This window comes from Oxalobacteraceae bacterium OTU3CAMAD1 (genome assembly GCA_024123915.1).
Taxonomy (GTDB): Bacteria; Pseudomonadota; Gammaproteobacteria; order Burkholderiales; family Burkholderiaceae_D; genus Rugamonas.
The window spans coordinates 7,288,141-7,314,974 of the sequence record CP099650.1; the positions used below are offsets into that span (position 1 = coordinate 7,288,141).

Below are 26,834 nucleotides of genomic sequence, written 5' to 3' on the forward strand. Positions count from 1 at the left end.
ATGCCATAGGTGTACCTTTTGTCCGTTGAAAAACCAAAAACCGTTACTTCGTTTGCTACGGTGCTGCTTTACTTCTGCATTGCGCGTTCCAGGAAGTCCAGGCGGTCCTGGCCCCAGAAGCTTTCCCCATCGAGCACATACCACGGCGAGCCGAATACATTGGCGGCGGTGGCGTCCTCGGTGTTGCGGTCGTACTCGGCCTGCACGCTGGCCGTCTCCGACGATTTGATCAGCGAGCGGCCATCGAGGTCGCAGCCGCCGGCGATCTGCGCCAGGGTGTCCTCGTCGCCGATGTTCTTCTCTTCGGCCCACAGGCCGCGCATGATGGCGCCGGCCAGTTCCAGCGCGACGTCGACGCCGTGGGTCAGGCGCGCGGCGATCACCATGCGGTTGGCCAGGTCGGGCGACACCGGGAAAAACTTCGGCTGCACGTTCATCGGCACGCCGAGGAACTCCGACCAGCGGGTCAGTTCGACCAGCCGGTAGGCCTGGCGCTGCGGCGCGCGCTTGGCCAGCGGCAGGCCGCCGGAGACGCCGAACACCTTGCCCAGGTCGAAAGGACGCACCTCGACTTGCACCGCGTGCTGGCGCGCCATCGCGATAAAGCGCTCATGTCCCAGATAGGTCCACGGCGAGTGAATGGCGAAAAAATACTGACAGACTTTGCTCATGATGCTCCGATCAGAACGGTTTGACGACAACCAGGATCACGATGGCCAACAACATGAACACCGGTACTTCATTAAAGACGCGGAACCACTTGTGGCTGCGCGTGCTGACGCCCTTCTCGAACTTCTTCAGGAGCGAACCGCAGGCATGGTGATAGCCGACCACCAGCGCCACCAGCAGCAGCTTGGCGTGCATCCAACCCGGCATTTTCGCGCCGTACTGCATGTAGACCAAAATCGCGCCGAACACCACGGCGAACACCGACAACCACATCGAAAACCGGTACAACTTGCGCGCCATGAGCGTCAGGCGCTCGGTGGTGGCGGCGTTGGTTTCCATCGCCAGGTTGACGAAGATGCGCGGCAGGTAGAACACGCCGGCCATCCAGCAGATGACGAAGAAAATGTGCAGCGCCTTTATCCAGAGCATAGCTATCCTTTATTGACGAACTTCACCGTGACCGAATACCACGTATTTCAACGACGTTAAACCTTCCAGCCCGACCGGGCCGCGCGCGTGCAGCTTGTCGTTCGAGATGCCGATTTCGGCGCCCAGGCCATATTCGAAGCCGTCGGCGAAGCGCGTCGAGGCGTTGATCATCACCGACGCCGAATCGACCTCGCGCAGGAAGCGCATGGCGTCGCTGTGGTCCTCGGTGATGATGGATTCCGTGTGCTTGGACGAGTACCGGTTGATGTGCTCCATCGCCTCGTCGATGCCGTCGACGATCTTCACCGACAGGATCGCGGCCAGGTACTCGGTCGACCAGTCCTCCTCGGTGGCGGCCGCCAGATGCGGGTAGCCGGCCGCCGACAGGATCGCCAGCGCTTCGGCATCGGCGCGCAACTCGACTTCCTTGGTGGCGTACAGTGAGGCCAGTTGCGGCAGCACCGTCGGCGCGATCGCGCGCGCCACCAGCAGTGTTTCCATCGTGTTGCAGGTGCCGTAGCGGTGGCACTTGGCGTTGAAGCCGATGTCCACCGCCTTTTTCAGATCCGCCTTGGCGTCGATGTAGACGTGGCAGATGCCGTCCAGGTGTTTGATCATCGGCACGGTCGCCTCTTCCATCAGGCGCGCGATCAGGCCCTTGCCGCCGCGCGGCACGATCACGTCCACATACTCCGGCATGGTGATCAGCGCACCCACGGCGGCGCGGTCGGTGGTATCGACCACTTGCACGCCGTCTTCGGGCAGGCCGGCGCCGGCCAGGCCTTCCTTGACCAGTTTTGCCAGGGCGCGGTTGCAATGGATCGCTTCCGAGCCGCCGCGCAGGATGGTGGCGTTGCCGCTCTTGATGCACAGCCCCGCCGCGTCGACGGTAACATTGGGACGCGATTCGTAGATGATGCCGATCACGCCCAGCGGCACGCGCATCTGGCCGACCTGGATGCCCGACGGGCGGAATTTCAAACCGGAGATCTCGCCGATGGGATCGGACAGCGCGACGATCTGGCGCAGTCCCTCGACCATTGTGGCGATGGCTTTGTCCGACAGCGCCAGGCGGTCCAGCATCGCCGGGGCCAGGCCGTTGGCGGCCGCCGCGTCCATGTCGAGCTGATTGGCAGCGCGCAGCTGGTCGGCGTCGCGTTCGATGGCGTCGGCGATCAGGGTCAGCGCGCGGTTGCGCGTGGCGCTGTCGGCACGGGCAATCGCGCGCGATGCCTTGCGCGCCTGCTGGCCCAGTTGTTCCATGTAGTGCTTGATATCCATGTTCATCCCACGATGTTCACTGCGTTCTTAAACTTTAGCCGCGCGCCACTTTCAACGCCAACTGCAGCATGGCGTCCCAGGCGTCGCCGTTGTACGCCTTGGCGCGCAGGCCCTTGATCATCTTGTCCACCTGCGCCGCTTCCTTCATCGCCGCCTCCAGCGTCGGCAGCGAGATGCGCCGCAGCGCCGGGTCCATCATGCGCTCTTTCGGCCCCCAGATGCGGTATTCCTTGAGCAGCGCGCCGAGCGGCCTGCCCTGCGCCATGCCCGACTTCAGTTTCAATAGCGTGCGGATCTCCTCGGACACCGCCCACAGCACCAACGGCAGCGCCTCGCCCTCGCCTTTCAGGCCTTCGAGCATGCGCACCAGCCGCGCCGGATCGCCCGACAGCATCGCCTCACTGAGCTTGAACACGTCGTAGCGCGCCACGTTGAGCACCGCGTCGTGCACCTGCTCGTAGGTCAGCTTGCCCGGCTCGTGCAGCAAGGCCAGTTTCTGGATCTCCTGGTGCGCCGCCAGCAGGTTGCCCTCGACGCGGTCGGCGATGAAGTCGACGCTTTGCCGGTCCGCGCTTTGCCCTTGCGCGGCCAGGCGCTGGCCTATCCAGTTGGGCAACTGCGCCCGTTCGATCTGCGCGATGTCGATATACACCGCCGCCTGCTGCAGCGCCGCCACCCAGGCCGCCTTCTGCGTCTGCCAATCCAGCTTGGGCAGGGTGATCAGTGTCAGGTTGTCCGGACTCAGATCCTTCACATAGTTCTGCAGCGCCGCGCCGCCGTCCTTGCCGGGTTTTCCGGTCGGGATGCGCAGCTCGATGAGCTTCTTATCGCCGAACAGCGACAGCGCCTGGTTGGCCGCCAGCAGCTCGCCCCACTTGAAGCTGCGCTCGACGGTCAGCACGTCGCGCTCCGAATAGCCCTGCGCGCGCGCGGCGCGGCGGATCTTGTCGGCAGCCTCCAGCGCCAGCAGATGCTCGTCGCTGGTGATGACGTACAACTGGGACAACGACTTCGTCAAATGGCCGTCCAGCGCTTCCAACCGCAATTGCATAAACGCGCCCTTACAGGATCGGCACGGCAGGTGCCGATTGGGTCGGCGCCGGACTCGGAGTAGAAGCGGGAACCGACATGCGCGTCAATTTGATGGCGGCGATACGGCGCATCATCTGCTGTACCAGGTCGGTCTGCATGTCCTTGTACAGCAAGGCCTCTTCCTGCTCCTTGGCCAGCAACTGGGTTTCGTTGAAGTCGATCGGGCGGCTCAGCGAGATCGCCGTCGGCGGCAGCAGCACGGCGCCCTGCTTATCCAGCACGCGGAACACGATGCTGTACTGAAGCAGGTACTGGCGCACGCGGCCATTGCTGTTCAGCGACAGGATGGTCTTGCTCTTGGTGTGCTCCGGATTGGAAATCACCTCGACGATGCCGTCGGCTTCTTGCGCCGTCTTGACGACGGTGGTGCTGCCGTTGGCGTTGATGTTGCGCTTCAAATCGACCGCCAGCGGCGACGACTCGGGCAGTCCCACATACATTGTCGGGAACGGCAGTGTGTAATGGCCGCCGTCGCCGCGCAGGTGGAAGCCGCACGCCGACACCGTCAGCGACAACGCCAGCACGAGGGAGCAAACGCGCGCGTGGGAGCGCGCGCGCTGGAACAACCGGGACCTGCTTGCCATGTTAGTCATCCGAAATCCGCCCGTTAATCCGTTAAACAACGATGTTGACCAATTTGCCCGGCACGACGATGATCTTCTTCGGCGTGCCCTCGATGAATTTCTGTACCGCTTCGCTGGCCAGCGCCGCCGCCTCGATGGTGGCCTTGTCGGCGCCCTTGGCGACGACCACGCTGCCGCGCAGCTTGCCGTTCACCTGGATCATCATCTCGATTTCTGCCTGCTCCAGCGCGGCCGGGTCGACCTGCGGCCACTGCGCGTTGAGGATGTCGCCGTGCGCCTTGGCGTAGCCCAGTTCCTCCCACAGCACGTGGGTGATGTGGGGGGCGACAGGGTTCAGCAAACGCAGGAAGATCGAGAAGCCCTCGGCCACCAGCGCGTTCGATTCGGCGCTGTCGTCCAGCTTTGCCGATTCGATCGTGTTGAGCATCTTCATGCATGCCGAAACGACGGTGTTGTACTGGATGCGCTTGAGGTCATAGTCGGCCTGCTGCAGGATCTTGTGCAGTTCGCGGCGCAGGGTTTTCTGCGGCTCGGTGGCGACAGGTGCTGCGGGACCGTTCAACGCCGCTTCAATGCGCGACGCCTGTGCGTAGCCGAACGCCCACACGCGGCGCAGGAAGCGGTTGGCGCCTTCGACGCCGCTGCCCGACCATTCCAGCGTTTGTTCCGGCGGCGAGGCGAACATCGTGAACAGGCGCGCGGTGTCGGCGCCGTACTGGCCGATCTGCGCGGCCGGGTCGATGCCGTTGTTCTTCGACTTAGACATCTTCTCGGTGCCGCCGATCTGCACCGGCTGGCCGTCGTCCTTCGACACGGCGCCTTGCGGACGGCCCTTGTCGTCCAGGGTCACTTCGACGTCGGCCGGATTGAACCAGGTCTTCTTGCCCGCTTCGTCCTCGCGGAAGTAGGTTTCGTTCAGCACCATGCCCTGCGTGAGCAGGTTGGTGAACGGCTCGTCGAACTTGACGATGCCGAAGTCGCGCATCACCTTGGTCCAGAAGCGCGCGTACAACAGGTGCAGCACGGCGTGCTCGATGCCGCCGATGTACTGGTCCATCGGCATCCAGTAATCGTTGCGCTCATCGACCATGGATTCGTTGGCGCCCGGCGACGTATAGCGCATGTAGTACCACGACGAGTCGACGAAGGTGTCCATCGTATCGGTCTCGCGGCGCGCAGGCTTGCCGCACTGCGGGCAGTCGCATTTGAGGAAGGCTTCGTATTTGTTCAGCGGATTGCCGCTGCCGTCCGGCACGCAGTCTTCCGGCAGCACCACCGGCAGGTCTTTTTCCGGCACCGGCACCGAGCCGCAATCGGCGCAGTTGATCATCGGGATAGGCGTGCCCCAGTAGCGCTGGCGCGAGATACCCCAGTCGCGCAGGCGGAAGGTGATCTTCTTCTCGCCCAGGCCCTTGGCGGCCATGTCGGCGGCCACCGCCTCGACCGCGTCGGCGTAGGACAAGCCGTCGTACTTGCCCGAGTTGGTCACGATGGAGACGGTCTTGTCGCCGTACCACTCCTGCCAGGCCTCGGTCGAGAATTCCTGGCCTTCGGCCTGAATCACCTGCTTGATCGGCAGGTTGTACTTTTTGGCGAAGGCGAAATCGCGCTCGTCGTGCGCCGGCACGCCCATGACGGCGCCGTCGCCGTAGGTGATCAACACGTAGTTGCCGACCCAGACCTCGACCTGCTCGCCGGTCAGCGGATGGGTGACGAACAGGCCGGTCGGCATGCCCTTCTTCTCCATCGTCGCCATGTCGGCCTCGATCACGGAACCCAGTTTGCACTCGGCGTTGAAGGCCGCCAGTTCAGGATTGGTCTGCGCGGCGTGGATTGCCAGCGGATGCTCGGCCGCCACGGCGCAGAAGGTCACGCCCATGATGGTGTCCGGGCGGGTGGTGAAGACATACATTTTGCCGTCGCCGATCAGGGCGCCCGAGGCGTCCTTGATCTCGTGCGGGAAGGCGAAGCGAACGCCGGTCGACTTGCCGATCCAGTTGGCCTGCATGGTGCGCACGCGCTCCGGCCAGCCCGGCAGCTTGTTGTCGACGTGTTCCAGCAGCTCGTCGGCGTAGTCGGTGATGCGGGCGTAGTACATCGGGATCTCGCGCTTTTCGATCAGCGCGCCCGAACGCCAGCCGCGGCCGTCGATGACCTGCTCGTTGGCCAGCACGGTCTGGTCGATCGGGTCCCAGTTCACGGTGCCGGTCTTTTTGTAGATGATGCCTTTTTCGAGCATCTTCAGGAACATCCACTGGTTCCACTTGTAGTATTCCGGTTTGCAGGCGGTCATTTCGCGCGACCAGTCGATCGCTAGGCCCATGGACTCCATCTGCTCGCGCATGTGGGCGATGTTCGAATAGGTCCACTGCGCCGGCGGCACGTTATTGGCCATCGCCGCGTTTTCCGCCGGCATGCCGAACGCGTCCCAGCCCATCGGCATCAGCACGTTGTAGCCGTTCATGCGCAGGTAGCGGTACATCACGTCGTTGATCGTATAGTTGCGGACGTGGCCCATGTGCAGCTTGCCCGATGGGTAAGGCAGCATCGAACAGGCGTAGTACTTCCCTTTCGGGAAACGCGGGTCGTGCTCGACGGCTTTATAGGCGTCGATGGCCTTCCAGTGGGATTGCGCGGCTGATTCTACGTCGGCGGGACTATATTTATCTTGCATGATGGTGTGCGGCCAAAAAGGAATATGAACCGGACATTATACTGGCTCAACCGCCTCCAGCGCACGAGAGTGGCCCCTTGGCCCCGTCCGGACGGTAAGATAACCGCATGCTTTACCGCGAATACCCTCCCCACCCGGCTTTAAGCGCCCATGTCGACTGCATGTGGACCGCGCGCGTGCCCTCCGTCGCGCCCGGGCGCGCGCATACGCACCGGGTGCTGCCCGACAACTGCATCGACATCCTGTGGCAGGACGGCGGCCGGCCGGCTTTCGCCGTTGGCATGATGAGCAGCGCCATTCTGGTGGCGAGCGCCGGGCCGGTGGGCACGGTGGCGGTGCGCTTCAAGCCGGGGGCCGCCGGGGCGTTTCTGGCGACGCCGCTGCACGCGCTGACCGATCAGCGGGCCGATATCGACCTGCTGTGGGTGCGCAGCGATGCCGACCGGCTGGCCGACGCGCTGTGGACCAAAGAGTTGACCGACCGCGAACGCATTGCATTAATTGAAACGCAGTTATTGCGGCGGCTGCGCCAGGCCGATTCGGCCGCCTCCACCGGCGAGGCGCTGATTCTGCGCGCGGTCAGCGCCATCGACACCAGCGGTGGCGGTGTGCGGATCGACGATCTGGCGGCGCGCTTGGGCGTCTCGCGCCAGCACCTGGGCGCGCAGTTCCGCACGCGGGTCGGGCTGTCGCCCAAGCTGTACGCGCGCATTTGCCGCTTCCGCCGGGCCACGGCGGCACTCAAGGCGGCGCCGTCGCCGGATTGGGCGCGGCTGGCGCTCGATTGCGGCTACTTCGACCAGTCGCACCTGATCCACGATTTCCAGGAATTCGCCGGCAGCGCGCCGGAACGCTTTTTAAGCACCGCCTAGGCTCCAGCTTCCATTTTTACAATCGCCGGCGCCGCATCTATGCCAAGATGGTGTTTTCGACATCGTTACGGAGACTATCATCATGATCAAGGGACTGCGCACGCTGGTTTATCCGGTGGCCGACCTGGCCGCCGCCAAGGAGTGGTACGCGAAGGTGTTCGATACCGCGCCCTACTTCGACCAGCCTTTTTATGTCGGCTTCAGCGTCGGTGGCTTTGAACTGGGATTGATCCCGAGCGATAAGTTCACCGCCGCCAAGGCCGGCAGCATGGTGTACTGGGGCGTCGACGACATCCAGGCGGAAGCCGACCGCATCGTGGCGCTGGGCGCCACCGTCGAAGGCGCCATCGAGGACGTCGGCGAGAACATCAAAACGGTCGAGTTGGCGGACCCGTTCGGCAATTTGCTGTGCCTGATTTACAACCCGCATTTCGACGTCAAAGAAGTACGCTAAGGCCAGCGCGCTATGAATCGCCACAGCTCCACGTAGGGCGGATTAGGCGGAACGCCGTAATCGGCCATGTGTGAGCCGCCGACGAAGCACGCATTGGCCGATTACGCTACGCTAATCCGCCCTACGTGTTTCAGTGGTTTGATGATTCCGTGGTTTCGGCTTTGGGGCCAGTTTGTGGCACACTATGCCCCTTCGAAAAGAAAGAGGTAGTCCATGTCCCGCCGTAACGCCAATATGATCAAGTCGCCCGAACAAATCGTTATGGCGCGCGTCGCCGCCCAGCTGGCGGCCGACGTGCTGACGATGATCGGCCCGCACATCAAGGCCGGCGTGACGACAGCCTACCTCGACCAGCTGTGCAACGACTACATCGTCAACGTGCAGAAGGTCATCCCCGCCAACGTCGGCTACGGCGGCTTCCCGGCCACCGTCTGCAGCTCGATCAACCACGTGGTCTGCCACGGCATCCCCTCGCCGGAGGAAGTGCTGAAGGACGGCGACATCATCAACATCGACGTCGCCGTCATCAAGGATGGCTGGCACGGCGACACCAGCCGCATGTACTACGTCGGCGAGCCGTCGAAGGCGGCGCGCAAGCTGGTCGAGACGACGTACGCGGCGATGTGGGCCGGCATCCGCGCCGTCAAGCCGCGCGCGACCCTGGGCGACGTCGGTTTCGCGATCCAGACGGTGGCCGAGAAGGCCGGCTTCAGCGTGGTGCTCGATTATTGCGGCCACGGTATCGGCCAGGTCTACCACGAGGAGCCGCAGGTGACCCATTACGGCCGTCCGGGCCAGGGTGTGGTGCTCAAGCCGGGCATGCTGTTTACGATCGAGCCGATGATCAACGCCGGCCGCGCGGCCACGAAGGAACTGGACGACGGCTGGACCGTCGAGACGCGCGACAAATCGCTGTCGGCGCAGTGGGAGCATATGGTGTTGGTGACCGAGACCGGGTTCGAGGTGTTGACCCTGGCGCCCGGCGAGACCGGCGCCAAGGCGCAGATCCCGATTGTCGGTTGAGTTTTAACCCCGGGCCACACCGGGGTCGGACCCGTTGGGTCCGACCCCATACCCGCGACTGCGGCGCCGTTCGCGCCTGGCGGTGCGGGTTTTATTTCAGCGTCAGCTTCAAGGCCGGCTTCTCGCCGTAATCCTCATACCGCTCGTTGATGCCGGCCACGCAGTACGTCACCTCTTCCAGGATATCCGGCGCGGCGGTTTTCAGCGCCGCGGCGTCCTTGATGACGATCTCCAGCACCTCGTTGGGCTTGAGGCGGAATTTGCTCATGCCGTCGTCGTCGCGCAGATAGCTCAGGCAATCGACCCACGCGTCCATCGTCGCGCCATACGTGTCGGGAAAGCCCATCGCCGCCTTGCAGGCCGCGTGGAAGCTGCCCATGTCGGTGATCGCCGCGCCGTTCAATTCTGCGGTTGCCATTATTTTTGCTCTTTCTTCGGGTCGGTGACAAAACCCAGTTTCGTTAATCCATTGGTCTGCGCCGCCGCCATCACCTGCGCCACCACTTCATAGCGGGTGTCCTTGTCGGCGCGCAGTTGCAGCTCCGGCTGCGGGTCCTGCTTGGCCGCTTCGACCAGGCGCGCCTCCAGCGCCTCCCGTTCGAGCGGCTCGTTGTTCCAGAAAATCTTGCCCTTGCCGTCGATGGCCAGGGTGACAGTGGCCGCCTCGGCCTGCTGCTGGCTGGTGGGCGCCTGCGCCTTCGGCAGGTCGAGCTTAACCGCGCTGGTGAACATCGGCGCGCCCAGGATGAAAATCACCAGCAGCACCAGCATCACGTCAACCATCGGCGTAACGTTGATGTCGGCCATCGGGCCCGGCTGGCGGTGGTGGTTGAATGCGCCAAAGCTCATGCTTGCTCCCGAGTCAGATTGAGAGTGGGTACTTACTTGCGCGACTATTTGCCGGCGCGCGCGCCGGTCGTCAGATAGGCGTGCAGGTCGTGCGCGAACGCGTCCAGTTCCGCCAGGGTCAGGCGGTTGACGCGGTTGAAGGCGTTAAACGCCAGCACCGCCGGAATCGCCACCGTCAGGCCGATGGCGGTCATGACGAGCGCCTCGCCGACCGGGCCGGCCACTTTGTCGATTTGCACGGTGCCGCTGGCCGAGACATTGGCCAGCGCGTGGTAAATGCCCCAGACGGTGCCCAGCAGGCCGACGAACGGCGCGGTCGCGCCGATCGACGCCAGCACGGTCAGGCCGCCTTCGAGACGGTTGGTCGAACGCTGGATCGCCACCCGCAGCACGCGCGTGACTTGCGCGGCGCGGTCCATCTCGCCGCCCAGCGACTGGCGCTCGGCCACTTTGATGTGCGCGGCGCCCTGTTGCGCCAGCGGCAGGTAGATTTTTTCCGGGTCCGCCAGTTCCAGCGCGGCCACGCCGTCCCCCATCGTCGGCGCTTCCCAGAAGGCCTGCACGGCCGGGGAGCTGCGGCGCACGCGCCAGGCCGCGAAGGCCTTCGACAGGATGAAGAACCAGCTCACCAGCGACATCGCCAGCAGCACGAACGCCACCGCGTGGCTGATGCCGTCGCCCTGCTCCCAGTAATGGGCCAGGGTGAACTGGTTGGCGACGGCGGGCGTCATCCGTTCAGCGACAGCACGTCATACATGTCGAACAAACCGGTCGGCTTGTCGGCCAGGAAGCGGCAGGCGCGCAGCGCGCCGTGCGCGTAGGTCGCGCGGCTGCTCGATTTGTGGCTGATTTCGATGCGCTCACCGATGCCGGCGAACAGCACGGTGTGGTCGCCGACGATGTCGCCGCCACGGATGGTGGCAAAGCCGATCGACGATGGATCGCGCTCGCCGGTCACGCCTTCGCGCGCGTAGACGGCGCACTCTTTCAAGTCGCGGCCCAGGGCGTCGGCGATCACTTCGCCCATCTTGAGGGCGGTGCCGGACGGCGCGTCGACCTTGAAGCGGTGGTGCGCCTCGATCACTTCGATGTCGTAGCCGGTCGACAGCGCCTTGGCGGCCTGCTCGAGCAGCTTCATCGTGACGTTGACGCCGACGCTGAAATTGGGCGAGAACACGATCGCGGTTTTCTTGGCCGCTTCGGCGATGGCGGCCTTGCCGGCGTCGTCGAAACCGGTGGTGCCGATGACCAGTTTGATGCCGTGCTCGGCGCAATAAGCCAAGTGCTCGAGCGTGCCTTCGGGACGGGTGAAGTCGATCAGGTACTGGGCGCCTGCCAGGCCTTGCGACAGGTCCGACTGCACCAGCACCCCGCCCGGCTTGCCGAGGAAGGCGGCGGCGTCGCTGCCGACGCCGGCCGAACCGGCGCGGTCCAGGGCGCCGGCCAGGCGCGCGTCCGGCGCGGCCTCGACGGCTTCGATCAGGATGCGGCCCATGCGGCCACTCGCGCCGGCGATGGCGATATTCATTGCGGTCATGCGTGCTTCCTTATCTGTTCTGGTTACCCACCGTCACGCCAACCGGCGCGGGCGCGGCGTTGTCGCTGCCCGAGTTGGTGGGCGGCGGCACGCTCGACGCAGGCTTGTTGTCGGGGGCGTCCGGATTTTTCTTGATCTTCGGCGCCGGGCCGGCGATGCGGGCGATGTATTCTTTTTCGGTCGGCAGGTTGCCGCCTTCCCAGCGCGCGACCTTGCCGTCGTTGTCGAAGAAGACGATGACGCGGCTGGTGGTGACTTCGCCGTTGCCCTTGGCCATGCGGAACGCGTAGTCCCAGCGGTTGGCGTGGAACGGGTCGGTCAGCAGCGCGGTGCCGAAGATGAAGCGGACCTGGTCGCGCGTCATGCCGACTTTCAATTGCGCCAACATTTCCTCAGATACAAAGTTGCCTTGCTGGATATCAGGACGGTATGGCGAGAAGAACCACATAAACTTTTGCAGCGGGGTGATGGTGGTCGTTTGCGCGCCCTTGCTGGCGTCCAGGGTGGTCCCGGTTTCCTTGACCTGGTTCGATTTCTCGCCCAGGGTGGTGTTGGAAGCACAGCCGCCGGCGGCCAGCGCGACGCAGACGGCGCCTGCGAGCAACGGAGCACGGCGGGTAAAACGGTGCGACAAAGACTGCAATAAAGCCGGGGTGACGCGCATAAGTGTCCTCAATCTGGTCAAGCGGAAATGCCGAAAAACGCTATATCATAAAGCACATGGTGCGAGATGGGGCCGCGCGGGCACGCGAAGTGACAGCATTATCCTGTAAAACCGGGGATATGTCCTTGTTTTGCAAGGCGCAAGTGTAAATGTTTGCAAACGCCGTCCGGCCCGCGATGCCGCAATAAGCGGCAGCAATAAGTGGAGGCAATGAGTGCGGTGGGTCGCGGAGTGCGTTAAACTGTGGGCTAGCTATCGCCAACCAGAATAAGAGTGTCCAACATGGGTAACAATCCAACCGATCTGAAGGCCAGCGGCCTCAAAGCCACCCTGCCTCGCCTTAAAATCCTGGACATCTTCCAGAACAGCGACGTCCGCCACCTGACGGCCGAGGATGTCTACAAGATCCTGCTGGCCGACAATATGGACGTCGGCCTGGCCACCGTCTACCGCGTGCTGACCCAGTTCGAGCAAGCCGGCCTGCTGAACCGCAACCACTTTGAAACCGGCAAGGCCATCTTCGAGCTCAACGAAGGTTCCCACCACGACCACCTGGTGTGTCTGGATTGCGGCCGGGTCGAGGAGTTCTTCGACGAAGAGATCGAAACGCGCCAGCAGATGGTCGCCAAGGAGCGCGGCTTCAAGATCGCCGAGCACGCGCTGGCGATCTACGGCAATTGCATCAAGACGGCTTGCCCGCACCGGCCTTGAATGTATGCGCCCCGGCGGCGCATACACTCAACCCGGTACGGCGGGGTCGTACCCCGTACGGGGTACGACCCCAAGCTGCACGCCGTGCGGGTTAAAACTAATTGTGGCTCAACGCATTCGATAGAAGTTTGGCCGTGATATCGACGATCGGTATCACGCGCTCGTAGGCCATGCGGGTCGGGCCGATCACCCCCAGGGTGCCGACGATCTTGCCGTTGGCCATGTACGGCGCGGTCACCACGCTCATCTCGTCCATCGGCACCAGGCTCGATTCGCCGCCGATATAAATCTGCACGCCGCTGGCCTTGCTCGACACGTCGAGCAGCTGCATCAAGCCCGTCTTTTGCTCGAACATGTCGAACATCTGCCGCAGCGACGTCATGTTCGACGACAAATCGCTCACCGACAGCAGGTTGCGCTCGCCGGCGATGACCATGTCGTCCGAGTTGTCCGCCATCGCCTCGCTGCCCGCCTCCACTGCCGCCTGCATGAGCCTGCCCATGTCGTCGCGCAACTGGCGCACCTCGGTCTGCAAGCGCGTGTGCACCTCGTCGAAGGCCAGGCCGCCGTAGTTCTGGTTGATGTAGTTGGCCGACTGGATCAGCTGCGTGGGGCTGTAGTCGACATCGGTCAGCAGCAGGCGGTTTTGCACGTCGCCGGTGGGGCCGACGATCACCAGCAGGATGCGCTTCTCCCCCAGCCGCAGGAATTCGATCTGCTGGAACACCGATTCGCGGCGCGGGCTGAGCACCACGCCGGCGAACTGCGACAGCGACGACAGCATCTGCGCCGCGTTGGAAATCATTTTCTGCGGCTGCGGCGCCTGCAGGCGCATGCGGCCCTCGACCGATTGCTCGTCCAGATGTTGCACCGTCAGCAAGGTGTCGACAAAGATGCGGTAGCCGCGCGGCGTCGGCACCCGGCCGGCCGAAGTGTGCGGGCTGGCGACGTAACCGAGCTCCTCGAGGTCGGCCATGATGTTGCGGATCGTCGCCGGCGACAGGTCCAGGCCGGAGATCTTGGAGAGCGCGCGCGAGCCGACCGGCTGGCCGTCCGCGATATAGCGTTCCACCAGGGCTTTGAGCAGGGTTTGAGCGCGTGTGTCGAGTTGCATACTGTATATCTTATTTGCCGAGAGTTGCCGTATTTGCCTATTATGCACGCTCCGCGCCGGCCGGGGGCTGTCGTGTGACATCAATCAGCCAGTTGTTGCCTCACCCATGCCAGCAGCTCGTGGAAATCGGCGCAAATGGCGTCTGGCGCGATGCCGGCGTCGAGGTGGGCGGTGCTGCCGGTGCGGTTCATCCACACGGCGCGCATGCCCACGGCCTGCGCGCCGCGCACGTCCAGGCGCAGGTCGTCGCCGACGTAGACCGCGTCGCCCGGCGCCACACCCATCGCCTCGCAGGCGGCCAGGAAGATGGACGGATCGGGCTTGGCGACGCCGAAGCGGGCCGAGGCCAGCGCTACCTCGAAATGGTGGTGCAGTCCGATGACTTCAAGGTCGGCGTTGCCGTTGGTGATCACGCCCAGCCGCAGCATGCCGCCCAGCTCGGCGAGCACGGGCGCGACGTCGTCGAACAGGGTGACGGCGTTGCGCAGCACGTTGAAGTGTTGCATCGCGCCGTCGATGTGGGCCGCGTCCTCGCCGGTCTCGGCGAACACCGCCTCGAGCGCGACGCGGCGCAGCCGGTACAGGTCGGCCGTCAGCTCCGGCTGTTTTTCCAGCAGCGCCAGGCGCAGCGCGCGCAGCGCCTCGACCGAATACTTGCTGGTGACGGCCGGCGCGCGCTCGGCCAGCCAGGCGTGCCAGCCGGTTTCGGCCGCCGCGATGACCGGGCCGATCGGCCACAGGGTGTCGTCCAGATCGAACAGCAGAGCTTGTGGTGGGCGTGGTGTCATGGGGCGGAAAAAATAAGTGGACTCCGGGCTATTGTCGCACCGATCGGGCGCCGTCGCCGTGCGCGTCCTCGCGCGTCCCTAACAAGCTGTTACATCCATTGGGGGGACTGGTGTTACCAAATGCACTAAAATACGGGGCAAATCCGTGTAAGATGCTGCACCCGTGCGTGCTGCCGGCCCTATTCGTTTTGGAGAAGATTTTATGAAAAGTGTGTATCCGCGTGCGGGCCTGGCCCTGCTGTGTGCCGTTATTCTGAGCGCCTGCGGCGGCGGCAATGACGGTAACCTGCAACTGGCGGGCCAGATCAGCGGCCTGAGCAAGCCCGGCCTGGTCCTGATCAACAAGAACACCGGCGAGAAACTGCCCGTCGCCATCGGCGCGACCACTTTCCTTTTCACCCGCTACCTGGCGACCGATGAGAATTTCAACGTCGACATCGACACGCAGCCGACCGGCGCCAAATGCACCGCCTCGGAAAACATCAACCGGGCCAACGTCTTCACGTCCGTTCGTGTGCAGATCAGCTGCCAGGTCAACCCCTGGGTGCTCGGCGGCGTGGTCAAGGGCCTGGCCGACGACGGCGTGGCCGGCAACACCGACGGCGTCACCCTGGCCAACGGACCGGACACCGTGTATGTCCCGCCACCGACCGTCGCCGGCGGCGACGTGCTGTTCTCCTTTGCCAGCTTCGTCGGCGATGGTTCGCCGTTCGGCGTGACCGTGCTGGCGCAGCCGGCCAGCCGGACCTGCACGGTCGCGGCCCCCAGCACCGGCCTGATGCCTGCTGGCAACTACGATAAGTTGGTCATCACTTGCGTCGCAAAATAAACGCGCCGCGCGCGTCTGCTAAATCTTTGGAGAATTACATGAAATTATCGTATCTGGGCGCCATCCTGGCGGTGAGCGCGGCGGCGGCCCTGGTGGCCGGTTGCGGCGGCAAGGCGCAATACACCGTGCAGGGCCCGATCAGCGGACTGGCCACCCCCGGCCTGCAACTGAGCAATGGCGGCGAGACCATTTCCATCCCGGCCGGCGCGACCAGCTTCGCGTTCCCGCGTCAGATCGGCTATGGCACGAGCTACAACGTCACGTTCGCGCAACAGCCGGAACATATGGTGTGCGGCTTCAATCAAACGCCCAACACCGGCTCGGCCGGCCAAACGGTGGCGATTTCGGTGTCGATCGCCTGCGTGCGCAGGACATATACGGTGGGCGGCCAGTTCACCGGCCTGTTCCAGGTCCCCGCAGCCGGCACCACCGCCGCCGCCGCGCGCACCGTGACCCTGTTGAACGGCTCGGCCGGCGGCGCCGTGACCCTGAGCAGCCCGGTAGACGGCAGCGGCGCCGGCGATTTCGCGTTCACCACCGCCGTGGCGGACGGCCAAGCGTATGGCGTGACCATCCACCCCGACCCGACCTTGAGCTCGACCGACATCACCTGCACGGTGAAGAACGGCGTGGGCGTCATGGGGGAAGCCGCCGTGACCAATCTGCTGGTCGAGTGCAAACCGAAACAATAGTGGAGGGGGAGACGACAGATATTCACATACCTGATGTTTGATATGTGAAAAATAAAGTGGCGTGATATACCGCGACGCAGCATACTGTACTTGTCTCCTCCACTTCTTGCAAAGGAATTGGATTTAGCCCGCTTTAACCAGCGGGCTTTTTTTTGCCTGTCGTTTTATAAAAAACCAGCGGGGTCAGGTCCGACATTCGGACACGGACTCAACCTTACCGCTTGGTCTAAGGACGAGGTCGTGTCCGAATGTCGGACCTGACCCCGGGGTGGGGGGTTATTTGAGGAGGTTGGCGAGGGCGACATACTGGGCCAGCCCGACCGTTTCCGGACGGTGCGTCGGGTCGATGCCCGCTTCGACGATCTGCGCTTCGGTGAACATGCCGGCGAGGCAGTTGCGGATCACCTTGCGCCGCTGCGAGAACGCCTTCAATACCACCGCTTCGAGGGTCGGGCCGTCGCACGGCAGTTGCTCGGCCACCGGGATCATGCGCACGATCGCCGATTCGACCTTCGGCGGCGGATCGAACGCTTCCGGCGGCACCACGAACAGCAAGGTCATGTCATAGCGCCATTGCAGCATCACCGACAGGCGGCCGTAGGTCTTGCTGCCCGGCTCGGCCACCATGCGCTCGACCACCTCTTTTTGCAGCATGAAGTGCTGGTCCTTGACCAGCGGCGCGAACGTGGCCAGGTGGAACAGCAACGGGCTGGAGATGTTGTACGGCAGGTTGCCGACGATGCGCAGTTTCTCCCCTTCCGGCACCGGGATCGTGCTGTAGTCGAACTTTAGCGCGTCGCCAGCGTGGATGGTCAGCTTGGCCGGGTTGTAGGTCTTTTCCAGGCGGGCGACCAGGTCGCGGTCGAGCTCGACCACGTGCATCATCTTGAGCGTGCGCATCAGCTGCTCGGTCATGGCGCCCAAACCGGGACCGATCTCGACCATGGCGTCGTCCGGCGCTGGCGCGATCGCCTCGGTAATGCTCGACAGGACGTATTTGTCGTGCAGGAAGTTCTGGCCAAAGCGTTTGCGGGCTACGTGTTTCATGGTTGTTCTTTTGTCGAGTGAATTTTAAAGGCCGGCGACGGCGTCGGCCATCGCCAGCGCGGTGGCGATGGCCGCCTCCATGCTGCCGCAGTCGGCCAGGCCGAGGCCTTGCGCCGCCAGGTCGAGCGCCGTGCCGTGGTCGACCGAGGTGCGGATCAGCGGCAGGCCGAGCGTGATGTTGACGCCCTGCCCGAACGTGGCGTACTTAAGTACCGGCAAGCCCTGGTCGTGGTACATGGCCAGCACGCAGTCGGCGTCCTTCAGGTATTTGGGCTGGAACAGGGTGTCGGCCGGATACGGGCCGCGCGCGTCGATGCCGCGCGCCTGCGCCGCCGCGATCGCCGGCGCGATGACGTCGATGTCCTCGCGCCCCAGGTAGCCGCCCTCGCCCGCGTGCGGGTTCAGGCCGCACAGCAGGATGCGCGGCGCGGCGATGCCGAACTTGGTTTTCAGATCGTCGTCGATGATGTCGAGGATCCGCGCCAGGCCGTCCTGCGTGAGCGCGGCGGCGACGTCTTTGAGCGCCAGGTGGGTGGTGGCCAGCGCCACCCGCAGCGGCGGCGGCATCGTTCCACCGGCCGGGGCCGGCGGCTGGCCGGCCAGCATCATCACCACTTGCGCGGTGCCGGTCTGGTCGGCGAAGTATTCGGTGTGGCCGGAGAATTTGACGCCGGCGTCGTTGATGGTGCTCTTTTGCAGCGGCGCGGTGACCACCGCCTCGAACCAGCCGGCGCGCACGCCTTCGATGGCGGCGTCCAGCGTGGCCAGCACGGCGCGGCCGTTGTTCTTGTCGAGTTTGCCCGGCACCACGTGGGCGTCGAGCGGCACGTCGATCACGCTGATGCGCCCGGGGCCGAAGTGCGGCAGGCCGCCGTTGCGCACCGCCTGCAGGGACAGCGCCGACAGCCGGATGCCGGGGTCGATGTCGGCGGCGATCATCGAAAGAAACGCGGCGTCGCCCAGCAGCACGCAGTCGACCTCGTGCCGGCGCGCCCAGGCGGCGCGGATCGAGATTTCCGGGCCGATGCCTGCCGGCTCGCCGACGGTGACGGCGACGACCGGCCGTCCCTGGCGCCGGCGCGCGGGAAACATGGGAGCAGCCTCTGTGCGCCCGGTGGATGAAGTGGCGCCCATGTGTGCTCCCTTGATGGCCGGATTACTGTTTCGCGGCCGCCGCGGCAGCGGCGCCCTCTTCGGTGCGGAACTCGACGTAGGCGCGGTCGCGCACTTCGCGCTGCCAGCTCTCGGCCGCCTCTTCCATCTTGCGTTCGCGGATGGCCTGGCGCGCGTTGTTGCGCTCGCGCTCCTTGGAGACGTCGTCGCTCTTGCGCTCGAGCACCTCGATCAGGTGCACGCCGAAGCTGGTCTCGACCGGCTGCGACACTTCACCGATTTTCAGGTTGTTCATCGCCGCTTCGAACTCGGGCATCGTATCGCCCGGGTACAGCCAGCCGAGGTCGCCGCCCTTGGCGGCCGAGCCGTCGTTCGACACCAGGCGCGCCAGGTCTTCGAACTTGGCGGCGTTGTTGTCGAGGCGTTCCTTCAGTTCGGCCAGCTTGCGCTTGGCGTCGGCCGCGCTCATCGTCGGCGTGACCTTGATCAGGATGTGGCGCGCGTGGGTCTGCTGCACGGACTGGGCGGCCTGCGCCTCGGCCACGCTGCGGCGGTCCACCGCCTTCAGGATGTGGAAGGCGCCGGTGCTTTTGATGATCGGCGTAACCTGGCCCGGTTTGAGCTTGACCAGCGCCTCGGCGAACACCGGCGGCAGCCGCTCGGGCTGGCGCCAGCCGACCACGCCGCCCTGCAGCGCATCGCTGGCGTCCGAGTAGGTGGCGGCCATCTTGGCGAAGTCGGCGCCGGTGCGCAGCTGGCGCATCACTTCCTCGGCGCGCGCGCGGCGCTGGGCGATCACCTCGGCCGTGGCGTTGTCCGGGATGCGCACCATGATTTGCGAAATATTGATCTCGGTCTGCTCGGCGGCGGCGGCCTTCTCGGCGGCGATGAAGCTGTCGACCTCGGCGTCGGAGATCTGGATCTTGGCGTCAACCTCGTGCTCGCGCAGGCGCTGCATGATGATCTCTTCGCGGATCTCCTCGCGGAACGAGGCGAACGGCGTGCCGTCCTTTTCCATCTGGTTGCGCAAGTCCTGCACGCTGAGCTTTTGCGCCTCGGCGATGCGGCCGATGGCGCGGTCGAGCTGGGTGTCGTCGACGCGCACGCCCATCTCCTTGGCCATCTGCAACTGCGCGCGCTCGACGATCATACGCTCGAGCAGCTGGCGCTGGAAGTCGGCCGGGGCCGGCATTTGCACATTCTGCGCCTTCATGCGGGCGGTGACGGTCTTGATGCGGTTGGCCAGCTCGCGCTGGGTGATGACGTCGTCGTTGACGACAACGACGATGGAGTCGATGGCGACGTTGCTCGACGAGCCGGGCGGAATGAAACCCTTGCCGTCGGCTTTCGCTTCCGGCTTGGCGGCGGCCGCACCGGTGGCGGCGGCGGTGGCCGCGCTGGCGGCGGGGGCCGGGGCGGTGACGGCGGCGGCCGGCGCCGGTTTTTTCGAGAACAGGCTGCAACCGCCCAGGGCGGTGGTGCACAACAGGACGGCGAGTAGCTTCATTTGGTACATACTGGCATTACGCATGGTAGAACGCTCATGAGTCAGGTGTAAAAAAAATCAAAAGGCGCGCGCCCCGAACAGGGGAACGACGGCGCGCGCCCGGATGCCTTGCTTAGCGGCCGTAGCCCTCGTTCAAACGCTGATACCCCGGAATACTGTTTTTCATCGCCTCGATCGGGCTGCCCACGCCCAGGTGCGACAGGCCGTTGAGCTCGAGCTGGAAGAAGATCGGCGTCGACGCCGTCGTCGAAGTGGTCACGAAGCGCTGTCCGCCCACGCGGAACACCCAGCAGTCGGCCTTGTACTCGAGCCCGATCAGGCTCTCGAGGATCTTGCTGTCCTGCATCGAGTAGCTGACCCGGCCGACACCGTACCAGCGCTTGAAGATCGGCCACTGGGTGGAGAGCTCGATGTTCTTGAAATTGTCGCGCAGGTAGCGGTAGCCGACGTTGAACACTTTTTTCGGCGCCGGGATCCACTGCGCCGTGTAGCTTTGCGACACCACCTGGCTCTGGCTCGGATTGTACTGCACGGCGCTGTCGAAGCCCCAGTGTTCGGAGATGCGGCCGTTGGCGGCGAGCAGGATGTCGGAGCGGGCCTGGCTCACCGGCGTGCTCGAGGCCAGCTGCACGCGCTGGTCCTCGAAATAGAAGCGCTGGCCGAACGCAAGGCGCAGCTGCTCGGCGCCGGAAGCGTCGAGGAAGCGCGACACCAGCGCGGCGGTCAATTGGTTGGCGTCGCCGATGCGGTCGGACCCGACGAAGCGGTTCTCGCTGAAGATCTGGCTGAAGTTGAACGTGGCCGCGTCGGTGTCGAAGGTCGGCAACTGGCTCTGGTCGCGGTACGGCGTCTTGACATAGAACAGGCGCGGCTCGAGCGTTTGCGTCATCTCCTTGTTCTGGAACTTGACGTCGCGCTCGAACACCAGGCCGGAGTCGAGCGAGACGGTCGGCACCGCGCGCGACAGGTTGCGCGACGACTGCGCGCCGAAGCTGTCGAGCGAGTAGCTGGCCAGGTTGACCATGACCTTGGGCGTGATGAAGTAGCTGGGGCCGACGATCGGATAGCTCAGCTGCGGAATGCCCACCAGGCGCGTGCCGTTGATCAGGGTCGGGTGGCTAAAGCGGGTCAGCTCGCTGTCGAAGGCCCAATCGAAGCCGCCGGCGACGTCGTACTGGGCGGCGTGGAAGTTGATCGCCGGCAGCCGGTCGTACGGGCGCGTGACGAACAGCGACGCGTCGGTCACCGAGGCCGGGTCCTGCAGCACCTGGTATTTCTGCACGCGCGCGGTCAGGGTCCAGATGTCGCCGTGGTAGTCGGTGCGCAACTCGCGCAGCAGCTGGCGCTCGGTCGAGCTCGAGACGGTCTTGGAGAAGTCGTTCGGGTAGTTGTTGTCCGACGACGCGCGCAGGTTCCACGAGAACGCCCAGTCCTCGGTGATGTCCTGCTTGTGGTTGGAGCGCACGGTCCAGCGGTCGGTCGAGCCGCCCGGCTTCTCCGGCACGTATTTCTTGTCGTGCGGCAGGTACTCGGCGTAGGTGTCGCCCTGGTACAGGCCGCCCTCGGTCTCGCCCATGTAGCGCCCGTGCGCGCCGAGCTGGAAGCCGCGCCGCGTGATAATCTTCGGGAACAGCGTCAGGTCGCGGTTGGGGGCGATGTTGAAGTAATACGGCACCACCAGCTCGGGGCCGGTGCGCGAACCGACACCGGGCGTCGGCGAGAGCCAGCCGGAGCGGCGCGCGCCCGACAGCGAGAACGACAGCGCCGGCGTGCCCAGGATCGGCACGTCCTTGAAATAGACCACCGTGTGGCTGGCGGTGCCGACGTCGCGCCCGGAGTCCAGGTTAAGCGTGCTCGAACGCAGGTACCAGTCCGGATCGGTGCCCTCGCAGGTGCTGTAGGTGCCGTTGACGACCTGGGCCTCGTCCTCGTTGATGAAGTTGATGCGCTCGGCGTTGCCCTGGGCGTTGTTGGCCTGCATCCGGTAGGTGGGGCTGAGCATATAGCCCTTGCCGCTGTCCATGTTGAGCTTGAGCTCGGTGCCGGTGTAGTAGTCGCCGTAGCGCCAGATCTTGACGGCGCCCTTGGCCTCGACCTCGTTCTCGACCTGGCGGTAGCAGGCGTAGTCGGACTGGACCTTGGTCTGGTCCTTGACGACCTCGGCGTTGCGTTCGAGCACGACCTCGCGCTCCGGGCGCCCGCTAATGTCCTCGGCCATGACGGTGGTGACGGCGTTCGGGTCCTCCACCCGCGGCGCGCGCGGCTTGGGCGCGGCGGCCTGGGCGTAGGCGTACGACGGCACCGCCGAGACGGTGACGATGGCGGTCAGGGCATACGCCCAGCGGTGCGAAGTGGGGGGGGCCAGTAGCCAGCGCATGCAGCTCATGAAAAGAAGGGAGATAACACCATGACAGGCGATTTTTTGATTTGAATCCCTTATTATATGGGAATCTTCACCTTACGCCGGTTTCCACGGTTCGCTTAATGTCTTTATTACAGAATTTAACTTCAGATACATCTGGAGCAATTGCGGGAGCAACCCCCTCCCCCGATCCCCGCCTGGCGCTGCTGACCGCCTGGCTGTCCACCTTGGACGTGGTCGATGTGGCAACGGCGCGCCCGGCCTCGGCCGATGCCAGCTTCCGCCGCTACTTCCGGGTCGACGTCCTGCCGGCGCACCGCGCCGCGCTCGGCGCCACGCTGATCGTCATGGACGCGCCGCCGGAGCGCGAAAACGTGCTGGCCTTCGTTAAAGTTGACGAAATGCTCACCCACGCCGGCGTTACGGTACCGCGCATCGTCGCCACCGACTACGAGCGCGGCTTCATGCTGATGTCCGACCTGGGCGTGACGACCTACCTGCAGGTGCTCGACCACGACAACGCCTCGACCATGTACGCCGAGGCGCTCGAGTCGCTGGTGCGGTTCCAGGCCACAAGCGCGCCCGACGTGCTGCCCGAGTACGACCGCGCCTTCCTGCTGCGCGAAATGAACCTGTTCCCCGAGTGGTACATCGGCAAACACCTGGGCGCCACCCTGACCGACAAGCAAAGCGCCGAGCTGCAGGGCGTGTTCGAGGCGATTTTGGCCAACGTGACGGCCCAGCAGCAGGTGTTCGTGCACCGCGACTTCCACTCGCGCAACCTGATGTGGATGGACGCCGGCAACCCTGGCGTGCTCGACTTCCAGGACGCGCTGTACGGCCCGGTTACCTACGACCTGGCCTCGCTGCTGCGCGACGCCTACGTGCAATGGGACGAGGAACTGGTGCTGGACTGGGCGATCCGCTACTGGCAGCACGCCAAGACGGCCGGCCTGCCGGTCAACAAGGACATCGACGCCTTTTATAAAGACTTCGAGTACATGGGCCTGCAGCGCCACCTGAAGATTCTCGGCCTGTTCTGCCGCCTGTACCACCGCGACGGCAAGGACCAGTACCTGGGCGACCTGCCGACCGTGATGGACTACGTGCGCAAGACGGCCAACCGCTATAAAGACCTCAAGCCGCTGGTGCGCCTGCTCGACACGCTCGAGGACAAGCAGCCGCAAGTCGGCTACACGTTCTGACGGGGTGCCCATGAAAGCGATGATTTTCGCCGCCGGGCGCGGCGAGCGCATGCGCCCGCTGACCGACAGCTGCCCCAAGCCGCTGCTCAAGGTGCGCGGGCGGCCGCTGATCGTCTGGCACATCGTCAACCTGGTGCGCGCCGGCATCACCGAGATCGTCATCAACACCGCCCACCTGGGCGATGTCATCGAGCGGGAGCTGGGCGACGGCAGCAAGTACGGCGCCAAGCTGCTGTACTCGCGCGAGCAGACGGCGCTGGAGACGGCCGGCGGCATCGCGACCGCGCGCCACCTGCTGGGCGAGGAGCCGTTCGTGGCCGTCTCGGGCGACATCTACTGCCCGTACTTCGACTTCGAGCAGGTCAAGGACGTGCTCAAGGACGAGGACATGTGGGGCAAGCCCTACCCTGCCGACCAGCGCGACGTCTGCTGGCTGTACCTGGTGCCCAATCCGGACTTCCATCCGGAGGGCGACTTCGGCCTGACCATGTACTCGCTGACCAACGATGGCACACCGAAGTGGACTTTCGGTAATATCGGCGTCTACCGGCCGGAGATATTCGACGGCATCGCGCCCGGCGAGCACGCCAAGCTCGGGCCGTTGATCCGTTCGTTCATCGACAGCAAGCAGGTCGGTGGCGAAGTGTATGAGGGCGATTGGCACAACGTCGGCACCGTCGAACAGCTGGAGAAGCTGAACGCGCCGCTGGCGTCGATCGTGGCCGGCGCCAAGGGCGTGCGCTGATGTCGGCCGCGATGCCGCCGGGGATGGCAACCTACGGTTCCCGCCGCGCGCGCGTGCTGGCGGCGATGCCTGCCGGCGCTGTGGCCGTGCTGGGCACGGCGCCGGAAGTGGCACGCAACAGCGACAGCGACTACCCGTACCGGCACGACAGCTATTTCTATTACCTGACCGGCTTTGCCGAGCCGGAAAGCGTGGTGGTGCTGGTGGCCGCGCGCGGCGACGACGCGCCGGCGCGTTCCATCCTGTTTTGCCGCCAGAAGAACGTGGAACGCGAAATCTGGGAAGGCTTCCGCCACGGCCCGGACGCCGCGCGCATCGCCTTCGGCTTTGACGCCGCTTATCCGGTCGAAGACCTCGACGGCGAAATCACCAAGCTGCTGGCCGACGCGCCGGCGCTGTACTGCGCGCTGGCCAGCAACCCGTCGCTCGACGCGCAGATCAAACTATGGCTGGGCAACGTGCGGCGCATGGCGCGCACCGGCGTCACGCCGCCGGCCAGCGCGGTCGACCTGCTGCCGTTGCTCGACGAGATGCGCCTGTTGAAGGACGACGGCGAGCAAGCCATCATGCTGCGCGCGGCCACCATCTCCAGCGCGGCGCACGCGCGGGCGATGCGCGCCTCGCGCCCCGGCATGTACGAGTACGAGATCGAGGCGGAACTGCTGTACGAGTTCCGCCGCAACGGCGCCCAGGCGCCGGCCTACAATTCGATCGTCGCCGCCGGCGCCAACGCCTGCGTGCTGCACTACAGCGCCAACAACGCGCAAACCCGGGACGGCGACTTGGTGCTGATCGACGCCGGCTGCGAACTCGATGGCTACGCCTCCGACATCACCCGCACCTATCCGGTCAACGGCCGTTACTCGGCGCCGCAAAAACGTTTGTATGAACTGGTGCTGGCGGCGCAATCGGCGGCGCTCAAGGCCATCGCGCCAGGCCTGCCGTATTCCGGCGCGCACGACGCGGCGCTGCGGGTGCTGTCCGAAGGCATGCTCGATCTGGGCTTGCTGAACAAGGATGCCCACGGCGGCGTGGACGACGTCATCGCCAACAAACACTATATGCAGTTCTACATGCACGGCACGGGGCACTGGCTGGGCATGGACGTGCACGATGTCGGCCTGTATCGCGACGTGAACGCGGCCGGCAAGCCTTCGCGCGCGCTGCAACCGGGCATGGTGCTGACGGTGGAACCAGGCATCTACGTGCGTCCGGCCGATGGCGTGCCGGAGGAATACTGGCACACCGGCATCCGCATCGAGGACGATGTGCTGGTCGGTGCCGACGGCCACACCATCCTGAGCGCGGCCGCGCCGAAGACGGTGGCGGAAATTGAAGAAGTAATGCGCGAAGAAGTAATGCAGCAGCGATGACGAATATTCAAAACAACAGCGACGTGGCCATCTGCGGCGCCGGGCCGGCGGGCATGGCGCTGGCCGCGCTGCTGGTCAAACGGGGCGTGCCCGCCGGACGCATCGCGCTAATTGACGCCAAATCGCTGGCGCAGGCCAGCAAGGACCCGCGCTCGATCGCGCTGTCCTACGGCAGCCGCCAGATACTCGAGGAAATCGGCGCCTGGCCGGTGCCGGCGACGGCCATTCATCAAATCCACGTCTCACGGCGCGGACAATTCGGCCGCAGCCTGATCGACAGAGATGAACACAAACTGCCGGCGCTCGGCTACGTCACCCGCTACGGCGATCTGGTGACGGCGTTGGGCGCCGTCTGCGAACGGGCCGGTATCGCGATGCTGCGTCCCGCCCGCGTGGAAGCGCTCGACGAGCTGTCCGATTCGGTGGTGCTGACCATCACCGACACCGCGACCGGGGAAGCGAAATCGTTGAACGCTTCCATCGTCGTGCAGGCCGAAGGCGGTTTGTTCAACGACCAGGAAAACCGCTCGCAGCGGCGTGACTACCAGCAGACGGCAATCATCGCGCAGGTGCGCAGCAGCCGGCCGATCGCGCACCGCGCCTTCGAACGATTCACCGAACAAGGCCCGCTGGCGCTGCTGCCGCAGGGCGACGAGTATTCGCTGGTGTGGTGCGTGCGTCCCGAGTTTGCCGCGAGTTTGCAGGCGTTGGACGACAAGGCCTTCCTGGCGGCGCTGGGCGAGGCCTTCGGCGAGCGCGTCGGCCGCTTCACGCACGCCTCGCCGCGTCTGGCCTTCCCGCTTGGGTTGAATGCCGATCCGCGCGCGACCGCCCGCACGGTCGCCATCGGCAACGCAGCGCAGACCTTGCATCCGGTCGCGGGGCAGGGATTGAATCTGGGCCTGCGCGATGTCACCGTGCTGGCGCGGCTGCTGGCGCAAGGCGCCACGCCGGCGATGCTGTCGCAGTTCACCGAGCTTCGCCGGCAGGACCGGACCACAACGGTGCGCTTGACCGACACGATGGCGCGCGTCTTCGCCAACGACTCGCCCGCGCAAGCGCTGCTGGGGCTGTCACTGGCCGCCATCGACATGGCCGGCCCGGCGCGCGGCGTGCTGGCCGAGTTGATGATGTACGGCCGCCGCTAAGTGCTGAGGGGGGGGGCATGCGTCCTGGTCGGGCACGCTGCGTAATGCGGAATCACGTAGGGCGGATTAGCG

Annotated in this window: 27 protein-coding genes; 10 read left to right on the plus strand and 17 right to left on the minus strand. The window is 64.9% G+C overall.

The window, feature by feature from the left end:
• Nucleotides 1–68: 68 nt before the first annotated feature.
• Genes NHH88_31255 through leuS form a run of 6 tightly spaced genes read right to left on the minus strand, consistent with a single transcriptional unit; the run spans nt 69 to nt 6,729 of the window.
• On the minus strand, nt 69–671 hold the full coding sequence (locus tag NHH88_31255) for a 2-hydroxychromene-2-carboxylate isomerase (GenBank protein USX14063.1): 603 nt from the start codon (nt 669–671) through the stop codon (nt 69–71).
• Nucleotides 672–681: 10 nt separating this feature from the next.
• A complete protein-coding gene (locus tag NHH88_31260; protein USX14064.1) occupies nt 682–1,098 on the minus strand; it encodes a CopD family protein in 417 nt (138 codons plus the stop codon).
• 9 nt (nt 1,099–1,107) lie between these two features.
• Nucleotides 1,108–2,379 carry a glutamate-5-semialdehyde dehydrogenase gene (locus NHH88_31265; GenBank protein USX14065.1) on the minus strand — a complete coding sequence of 424 codons (1,272 nt, stop codon included), beginning with the start codon at nt 2,377–2,379 and terminating at the stop codon, nt 1,108–1,110.
• A 34-nt stretch (nt 2,380–2,413) separates the two neighbouring features.
• Nucleotides 2,414–3,430, minus strand: coding sequence for a DNA polymerase III subunit delta (gene holA, locus NHH88_31270; protein ID USX14066.1), 1,017 nt, complete (start codon nt 3,428–3,430; stop codon nt 2,414–2,416).
• Between the two features lie 10 nt (nt 3,431–3,440).
• Nucleotides 3,441–4,055: an LPS assembly lipoprotein LptE gene (gene lptE / locus NHH88_31275; GenBank protein USX14067.1), complete on the minus strand. Its 615-nt coding sequence runs from the start codon at nt 4,053–4,055 to the stop codon at nt 3,441–3,443.
• A gap of 31 nt (nt 4,056–4,086) precedes the next feature.
• Nucleotides 4,087–6,729: a leucine--tRNA ligase gene (leuS, locus tag NHH88_31280; protein ID USX14068.1), complete on the minus strand. Its 2,643-nt coding sequence runs from the start codon at nt 6,727–6,729 to the stop codon at nt 4,087–4,089.
• Nucleotides 6,730–6,836: 107 nt separating this feature from the next.
• Between leuS and NHH88_31285 the strand changes: the two genes are divergently transcribed.
• From NHH88_31285 to map, 3 genes are all read left to right on the plus strand, one after another.
• Entirely contained in the window at nt 6,837–7,601 is a 765-nt protein-coding gene (locus NHH88_31285) for a helix-turn-helix domain-containing protein (protein ID USX14069.1), read from the plus strand.
• Between the two features lie 82 nt (nt 7,602–7,683).
• The gene (locus NHH88_31290) at nt 7,684–8,055 is read left to right on the plus strand and encodes a VOC family protein (protein ID USX14070.1); all 372 of its coding nucleotides are present in this window, start codon (nt 7,684–7,686) and stop codon (nt 8,053–8,055) included.
• Between the two features lie 213 nt (nt 8,056–8,268).
• Entirely contained in the window at nt 8,269–9,078 is an 810-nt protein-coding gene (gene map, locus NHH88_31295; protein ID USX14071.1) for a type I methionyl aminopeptidase, read from the plus strand.
• A 91-nt stretch (nt 9,079–9,169) separates the two neighbouring features.
• On the opposite strand, the gene NHH88_31300 is transcribed toward map, so the two are convergent.
• From NHH88_31300 to NHH88_31320, 5 genes are read right to left on the minus strand one after another with little or no spacing between them, the layout of a single operon-like run.
• Complete coding sequence (locus NHH88_31300) at nt 9,170–9,496, minus strand: barstar family protein (protein USX14072.1); 327 nt, start codon at nt 9,494–9,496, stop codon at nt 9,170–9,172.
• Complete coding sequence (locus NHH88_31305; GenBank protein USX14073.1) at nt 9,496–9,927, minus strand: biopolymer transporter ExbD; 432 nt, start codon at nt 9,925–9,927, stop codon at nt 9,496–9,498. Before NHH88_31305 ends, NHH88_31300 begins: the two co-directional genes overlap by 1 nt.
• Nucleotides 9,928–9,971: 44 nt before the next feature.
• On the minus strand, nt 9,972–10,658 hold the full coding sequence (locus NHH88_31310; GenBank protein ID USX14074.1) for a MotA/TolQ/ExbB proton channel family protein: 687 nt from the start codon (nt 10,656–10,658) through the stop codon (nt 9,972–9,974).
• Complete coding sequence (gene dapB, locus NHH88_31315) at nt 10,655–11,464, minus strand: 4-hydroxy-tetrahydrodipicolinate reductase (protein ID USX14075.1); 810 nt, start codon at nt 11,462–11,464, stop codon at nt 10,655–10,657. The genes NHH88_31310 and dapB overlap by 4 nt, the downstream gene beginning before the upstream one ends.
• 10 nt (nt 11,465–11,474) lie before the next feature.
• Entirely contained in the window at nt 11,475–12,128 is a 654-nt protein-coding gene (locus NHH88_31320) for an outer membrane protein assembly factor BamE (GenBank protein ID USX14076.1), read from the minus strand.
• A gap of 282 nt (nt 12,129–12,410) precedes the next feature.
• On the opposite strand from NHH88_31320, the gene fur reads away from it, so the two are divergent.
• Nucleotides 12,411–12,839 carry a ferric iron uptake transcriptional regulator gene (gene fur / locus NHH88_31325; GenBank protein USX14077.1) on the plus strand — a complete coding sequence of 143 codons (429 nt, stop codon included), beginning with the start codon at nt 12,411–12,413 and terminating at the stop codon, nt 12,837–12,839.
• A 97-nt stretch (nt 12,840–12,936) separates the two neighbouring features.
• Here fur and hrcA read toward each other — a convergent pair whose 3' ends face one another.
• On the minus strand, nt 12,937–13,953 hold the full coding sequence (gene hrcA / locus NHH88_31330; GenBank protein USX14078.1) for a heat-inducible transcriptional repressor HrcA: 1,017 nt from the start codon (nt 13,951–13,953) through the stop codon (nt 12,937–12,939).
• An 80-nt stretch (nt 13,954–14,033) separates the two neighbouring features.
• Complete coding sequence (locus NHH88_31335; protein ID USX14079.1) at nt 14,034–14,741, minus strand: HAD family hydrolase; 708 nt, start codon at nt 14,739–14,741, stop codon at nt 14,034–14,036.
• Nucleotides 14,742–14,943: 202 nt separating this feature from the next.
• On the opposite strand from NHH88_31335, the gene NHH88_31340 reads away from it, so the two are divergent.
• Together NHH88_31340 and NHH88_31345 are read left to right on the plus strand one after the other, a co-directional pair.
• The gene (locus tag NHH88_31340) at nt 14,944–15,570 is read left to right on the plus strand and encodes a hypothetical protein (protein ID USX14080.1); all 627 of its coding nucleotides are present in this window, start codon (nt 14,944–14,946) and stop codon (nt 15,568–15,570) included.
• 38 nt (nt 15,571–15,608) lie between these two features.
• A complete protein-coding gene (locus NHH88_31345) occupies nt 15,609–16,262 on the plus strand; it encodes a hypothetical protein (GenBank protein USX14081.1) in 654 nt (217 codons plus the stop codon).
• A gap of 276 nt (nt 16,263–16,538) precedes the next feature.
• On the opposite strand, the gene rsmA is transcribed toward NHH88_31345, so the two are convergent.
• The 4 genes from rsmA to NHH88_31365 form a co-directional block, all read right to left on the minus strand.
• Nucleotides 16,539–17,309, minus strand: a complete 771-nt coding sequence (rsmA, locus tag NHH88_31350) for a 16S rRNA (adenine(1518)-N(6)/adenine(1519)-N(6))-dimethyltransferase RsmA (GenBank protein ID USX14082.1) — start codon at nt 17,307–17,309, stop codon at nt 16,539–16,541.
• Nucleotides 17,310–17,333: 24 nt separating this feature from the next.
• Complete coding sequence (gene pdxA, locus NHH88_31355; GenBank protein ID USX14083.1) at nt 17,334–18,401, minus strand: 4-hydroxythreonine-4-phosphate dehydrogenase PdxA; 1,068 nt, start codon at nt 18,399–18,401, stop codon at nt 17,334–17,336.
• 64 nt (nt 18,402–18,465) lie between these two features.
• Entirely contained in the window at nt 18,466–19,929 is a 1,464-nt protein-coding gene (locus NHH88_31360; protein ID USX14084.1) for a peptidylprolyl isomerase, read from the minus strand.
• Between the two features lie 112 nt (nt 19,930–20,041).
• Nucleotides 20,042–22,306, minus strand: a complete 2,265-nt coding sequence (locus NHH88_31365; GenBank protein USX14085.1) for an LPS-assembly protein LptD — start codon at nt 22,304–22,306, stop codon at nt 20,042–20,044.
• Between the two features lie 107 nt (nt 22,307–22,413).
• On the opposite strand from NHH88_31365, the gene NHH88_31370 reads away from it, so the two are divergent.
• The 4 genes from NHH88_31370 to NHH88_31385 are packed head-to-tail and all read left to right on the plus strand — an operon-like array spanning nt 22,414 to nt 26,762.
• Nucleotides 22,414–23,496, plus strand: coding sequence for a phosphotransferase (locus NHH88_31370; GenBank protein ID USX14086.1), 1,083 nt, complete (start codon nt 22,414–22,416; stop codon nt 23,494–23,496).
• 10 nt (nt 23,497–23,506) lie between these two features.
• Nucleotides 23,507–24,241 (plus strand): nucleotidyltransferase family protein, encoded by a 735-nt coding sequence (locus NHH88_31375; GenBank protein USX14087.1) that lies wholly within the window; start codon nt 23,507–23,509, stop codon nt 24,239–24,241.
• Nucleotides 24,241–25,614, plus strand: coding sequence for an aminopeptidase P N-terminal domain-containing protein (locus NHH88_31380; protein ID USX14088.1), 1,374 nt, complete (start codon nt 24,241–24,243; stop codon nt 25,612–25,614). The genes NHH88_31375 and NHH88_31380 overlap by 1 nt, the downstream gene beginning before the upstream one ends.
• On the plus strand, nt 25,611–26,762 hold the full coding sequence (locus NHH88_31385) for a UbiH/UbiF/VisC/COQ6 family ubiquinone biosynthesis hydroxylase (protein USX14089.1): 1,152 nt from the start codon (nt 25,611–25,613) through the stop codon (nt 26,760–26,762). The genes NHH88_31380 and NHH88_31385 overlap by 4 nt, the downstream gene beginning before the upstream one ends.
• The last annotated feature ends 72 nt before the right edge of the window (nt 26,763–26,834 follow it).

Excerpts from the sequence above, each read along its gene's own strand:
- NHH88_31385 (USX14089.1), top strand. The coding sequence starts at position 25,611 with ATGACGAATATTCAAAACAACAGCGACGTGGCCATCTGCGGCGCCGGG.
- NHH88_31320 (USX14076.1), bottom strand. The coding sequence starts at position 12,128 with ATGCGCGTCACCCCGGCTTTATTGCAGTCTTTGTCGCACCGTTTTACC.
- hrcA (USX14078.1), bottom strand. The coding sequence starts at position 13,953 with ATGCAACTCGACACACGCGCTCAAACCCTGCTCAAAGCCCTGGTGGAA.
- NHH88_31335 (USX14079.1), bottom strand. The coding sequence starts at position 14,741 with ATGACACCACGCCCACCACAAGCTCTGCTGTTCGATCTGGACGACACC.
- NHH88_31265 (USX14065.1), bottom strand. The coding sequence starts at position 2,379 with ATGGATATCAAGCACTACATGGAACAACTGGGCCAGCAGGCGCGCAAG.
- NHH88_31375 (USX14087.1), top strand. The coding sequence starts at position 23,507 with ATGAAAGCGATGATTTTCGCCGCCGGGCGCGGCGAGCGCATGCGCCCG.
- NHH88_31310 (USX14074.1), bottom strand. The coding sequence starts at position 10,658 with ATGACGCCCGCCGTCGCCAACCAGTTCACCCTGGCCCATTACTGGGAG.
- holA (USX14066.1), bottom strand. The coding sequence starts at position 3,430 with ATGCAATTGCGGTTGGAAGCGCTGGACGGCCATTTGACGAAGTCGTTG.
- NHH88_31340 (USX14080.1), top strand. The coding sequence starts at position 14,944 with ATGAAAAGTGTGTATCCGCGTGCGGGCCTGGCCCTGCTGTGTGCCGTT.
- pdxA (USX14083.1), bottom strand. The coding sequence starts at position 18,401 with ATGTTTCCCGCGCGCCGGCGCCAGGGACGGCCGGTCGTCGCCGTCACC.
- dapB (USX14075.1), bottom strand. The coding sequence starts at position 11,464 with ATGACCGCAATGAATATCGCCATCGCCGGCGCGAGTGGCCGCATGGGC.
- map (USX14071.1), top strand. The coding sequence starts at position 8,269 with ATGTCCCGCCGTAACGCCAATATGATCAAGTCGCCCGAACAAATCGTT.
- NHH88_31300 (USX14072.1), bottom strand. The coding sequence starts at position 9,496 with ATGGCAACCGCAGAATTGAACGGCGCGGCGATCACCGACATGGGCAGC.
- NHH88_31260 (USX14064.1), bottom strand. The coding sequence starts at position 1,098 with ATGCTCTGGATAAAGGCGCTGCACATTTTCTTCGTCATCTGCTGGATG.
- NHH88_31290 (USX14070.1), top strand. The coding sequence starts at position 7,684 with ATGATCAAGGGACTGCGCACGCTGGTTTATCCGGTGGCCGACCTGGCC.
- lptE (USX14067.1), bottom strand. The coding sequence starts at position 4,055 with ATGGCAAGCAGGTCCCGGTTGTTCCAGCGCGCGCGCTCCCACGCGCGC.
- leuS (USX14068.1), bottom strand. The coding sequence starts at position 6,729 with ATGCAAGATAAATATAGTCCCGCCGACGTAGAATCAGCCGCGCAATCC.
- NHH88_31255 (USX14063.1), bottom strand. The coding sequence starts at position 671 with ATGAGCAAAGTCTGTCAGTATTTTTTCGCCATTCACTCGCCGTGGACC.
- fur (USX14077.1), top strand. The coding sequence starts at position 12,411 with ATGGGTAACAATCCAACCGATCTGAAGGCCAGCGGCCTCAAAGCCACC.
- rsmA (USX14082.1), bottom strand. The coding sequence starts at position 17,309 with ATGAAACACGTAGCCCGCAAACGCTTTGGCCAGAACTTCCTGCACGAC.
- NHH88_31345 (USX14081.1), top strand. The coding sequence starts at position 15,609 with ATGAAATTATCGTATCTGGGCGCCATCCTGGCGGTGAGCGCGGCGGCG.
- NHH88_31360 (USX14084.1), bottom strand. The coding sequence starts at position 19,929 with ATGAAGCTACTCGCCGTCCTGTTGTGCACCACCGCCCTGGGCGGTTGC.
- NHH88_31370 (USX14086.1), top strand. The coding sequence starts at position 22,414 with ATGTCTTTATTACAGAATTTAACTTCAGATACATCTGGAGCAATTGCG.
- NHH88_31365 (USX14085.1), bottom strand. The coding sequence starts at position 22,306 with ATGCGCTGGCTACTGGCCCCCCCCACTTCGCACCGCTGGGCGTATGCC.
- NHH88_31285 (USX14069.1), top strand. The coding sequence starts at position 6,837 with ATGCTTTACCGCGAATACCCTCCCCACCCGGCTTTAAGCGCCCATGTC.
- NHH88_31305 (USX14073.1), bottom strand. The coding sequence starts at position 9,927 with ATGAGCTTTGGCGCATTCAACCACCACCGCCAGCCGGGCCCGATGGCC.
- NHH88_31380 (USX14088.1), top strand. The coding sequence starts at position 24,241 with ATGTCGGCCGCGATGCCGCCGGGGATGGCAACCTACGGTTCCCGCCGC.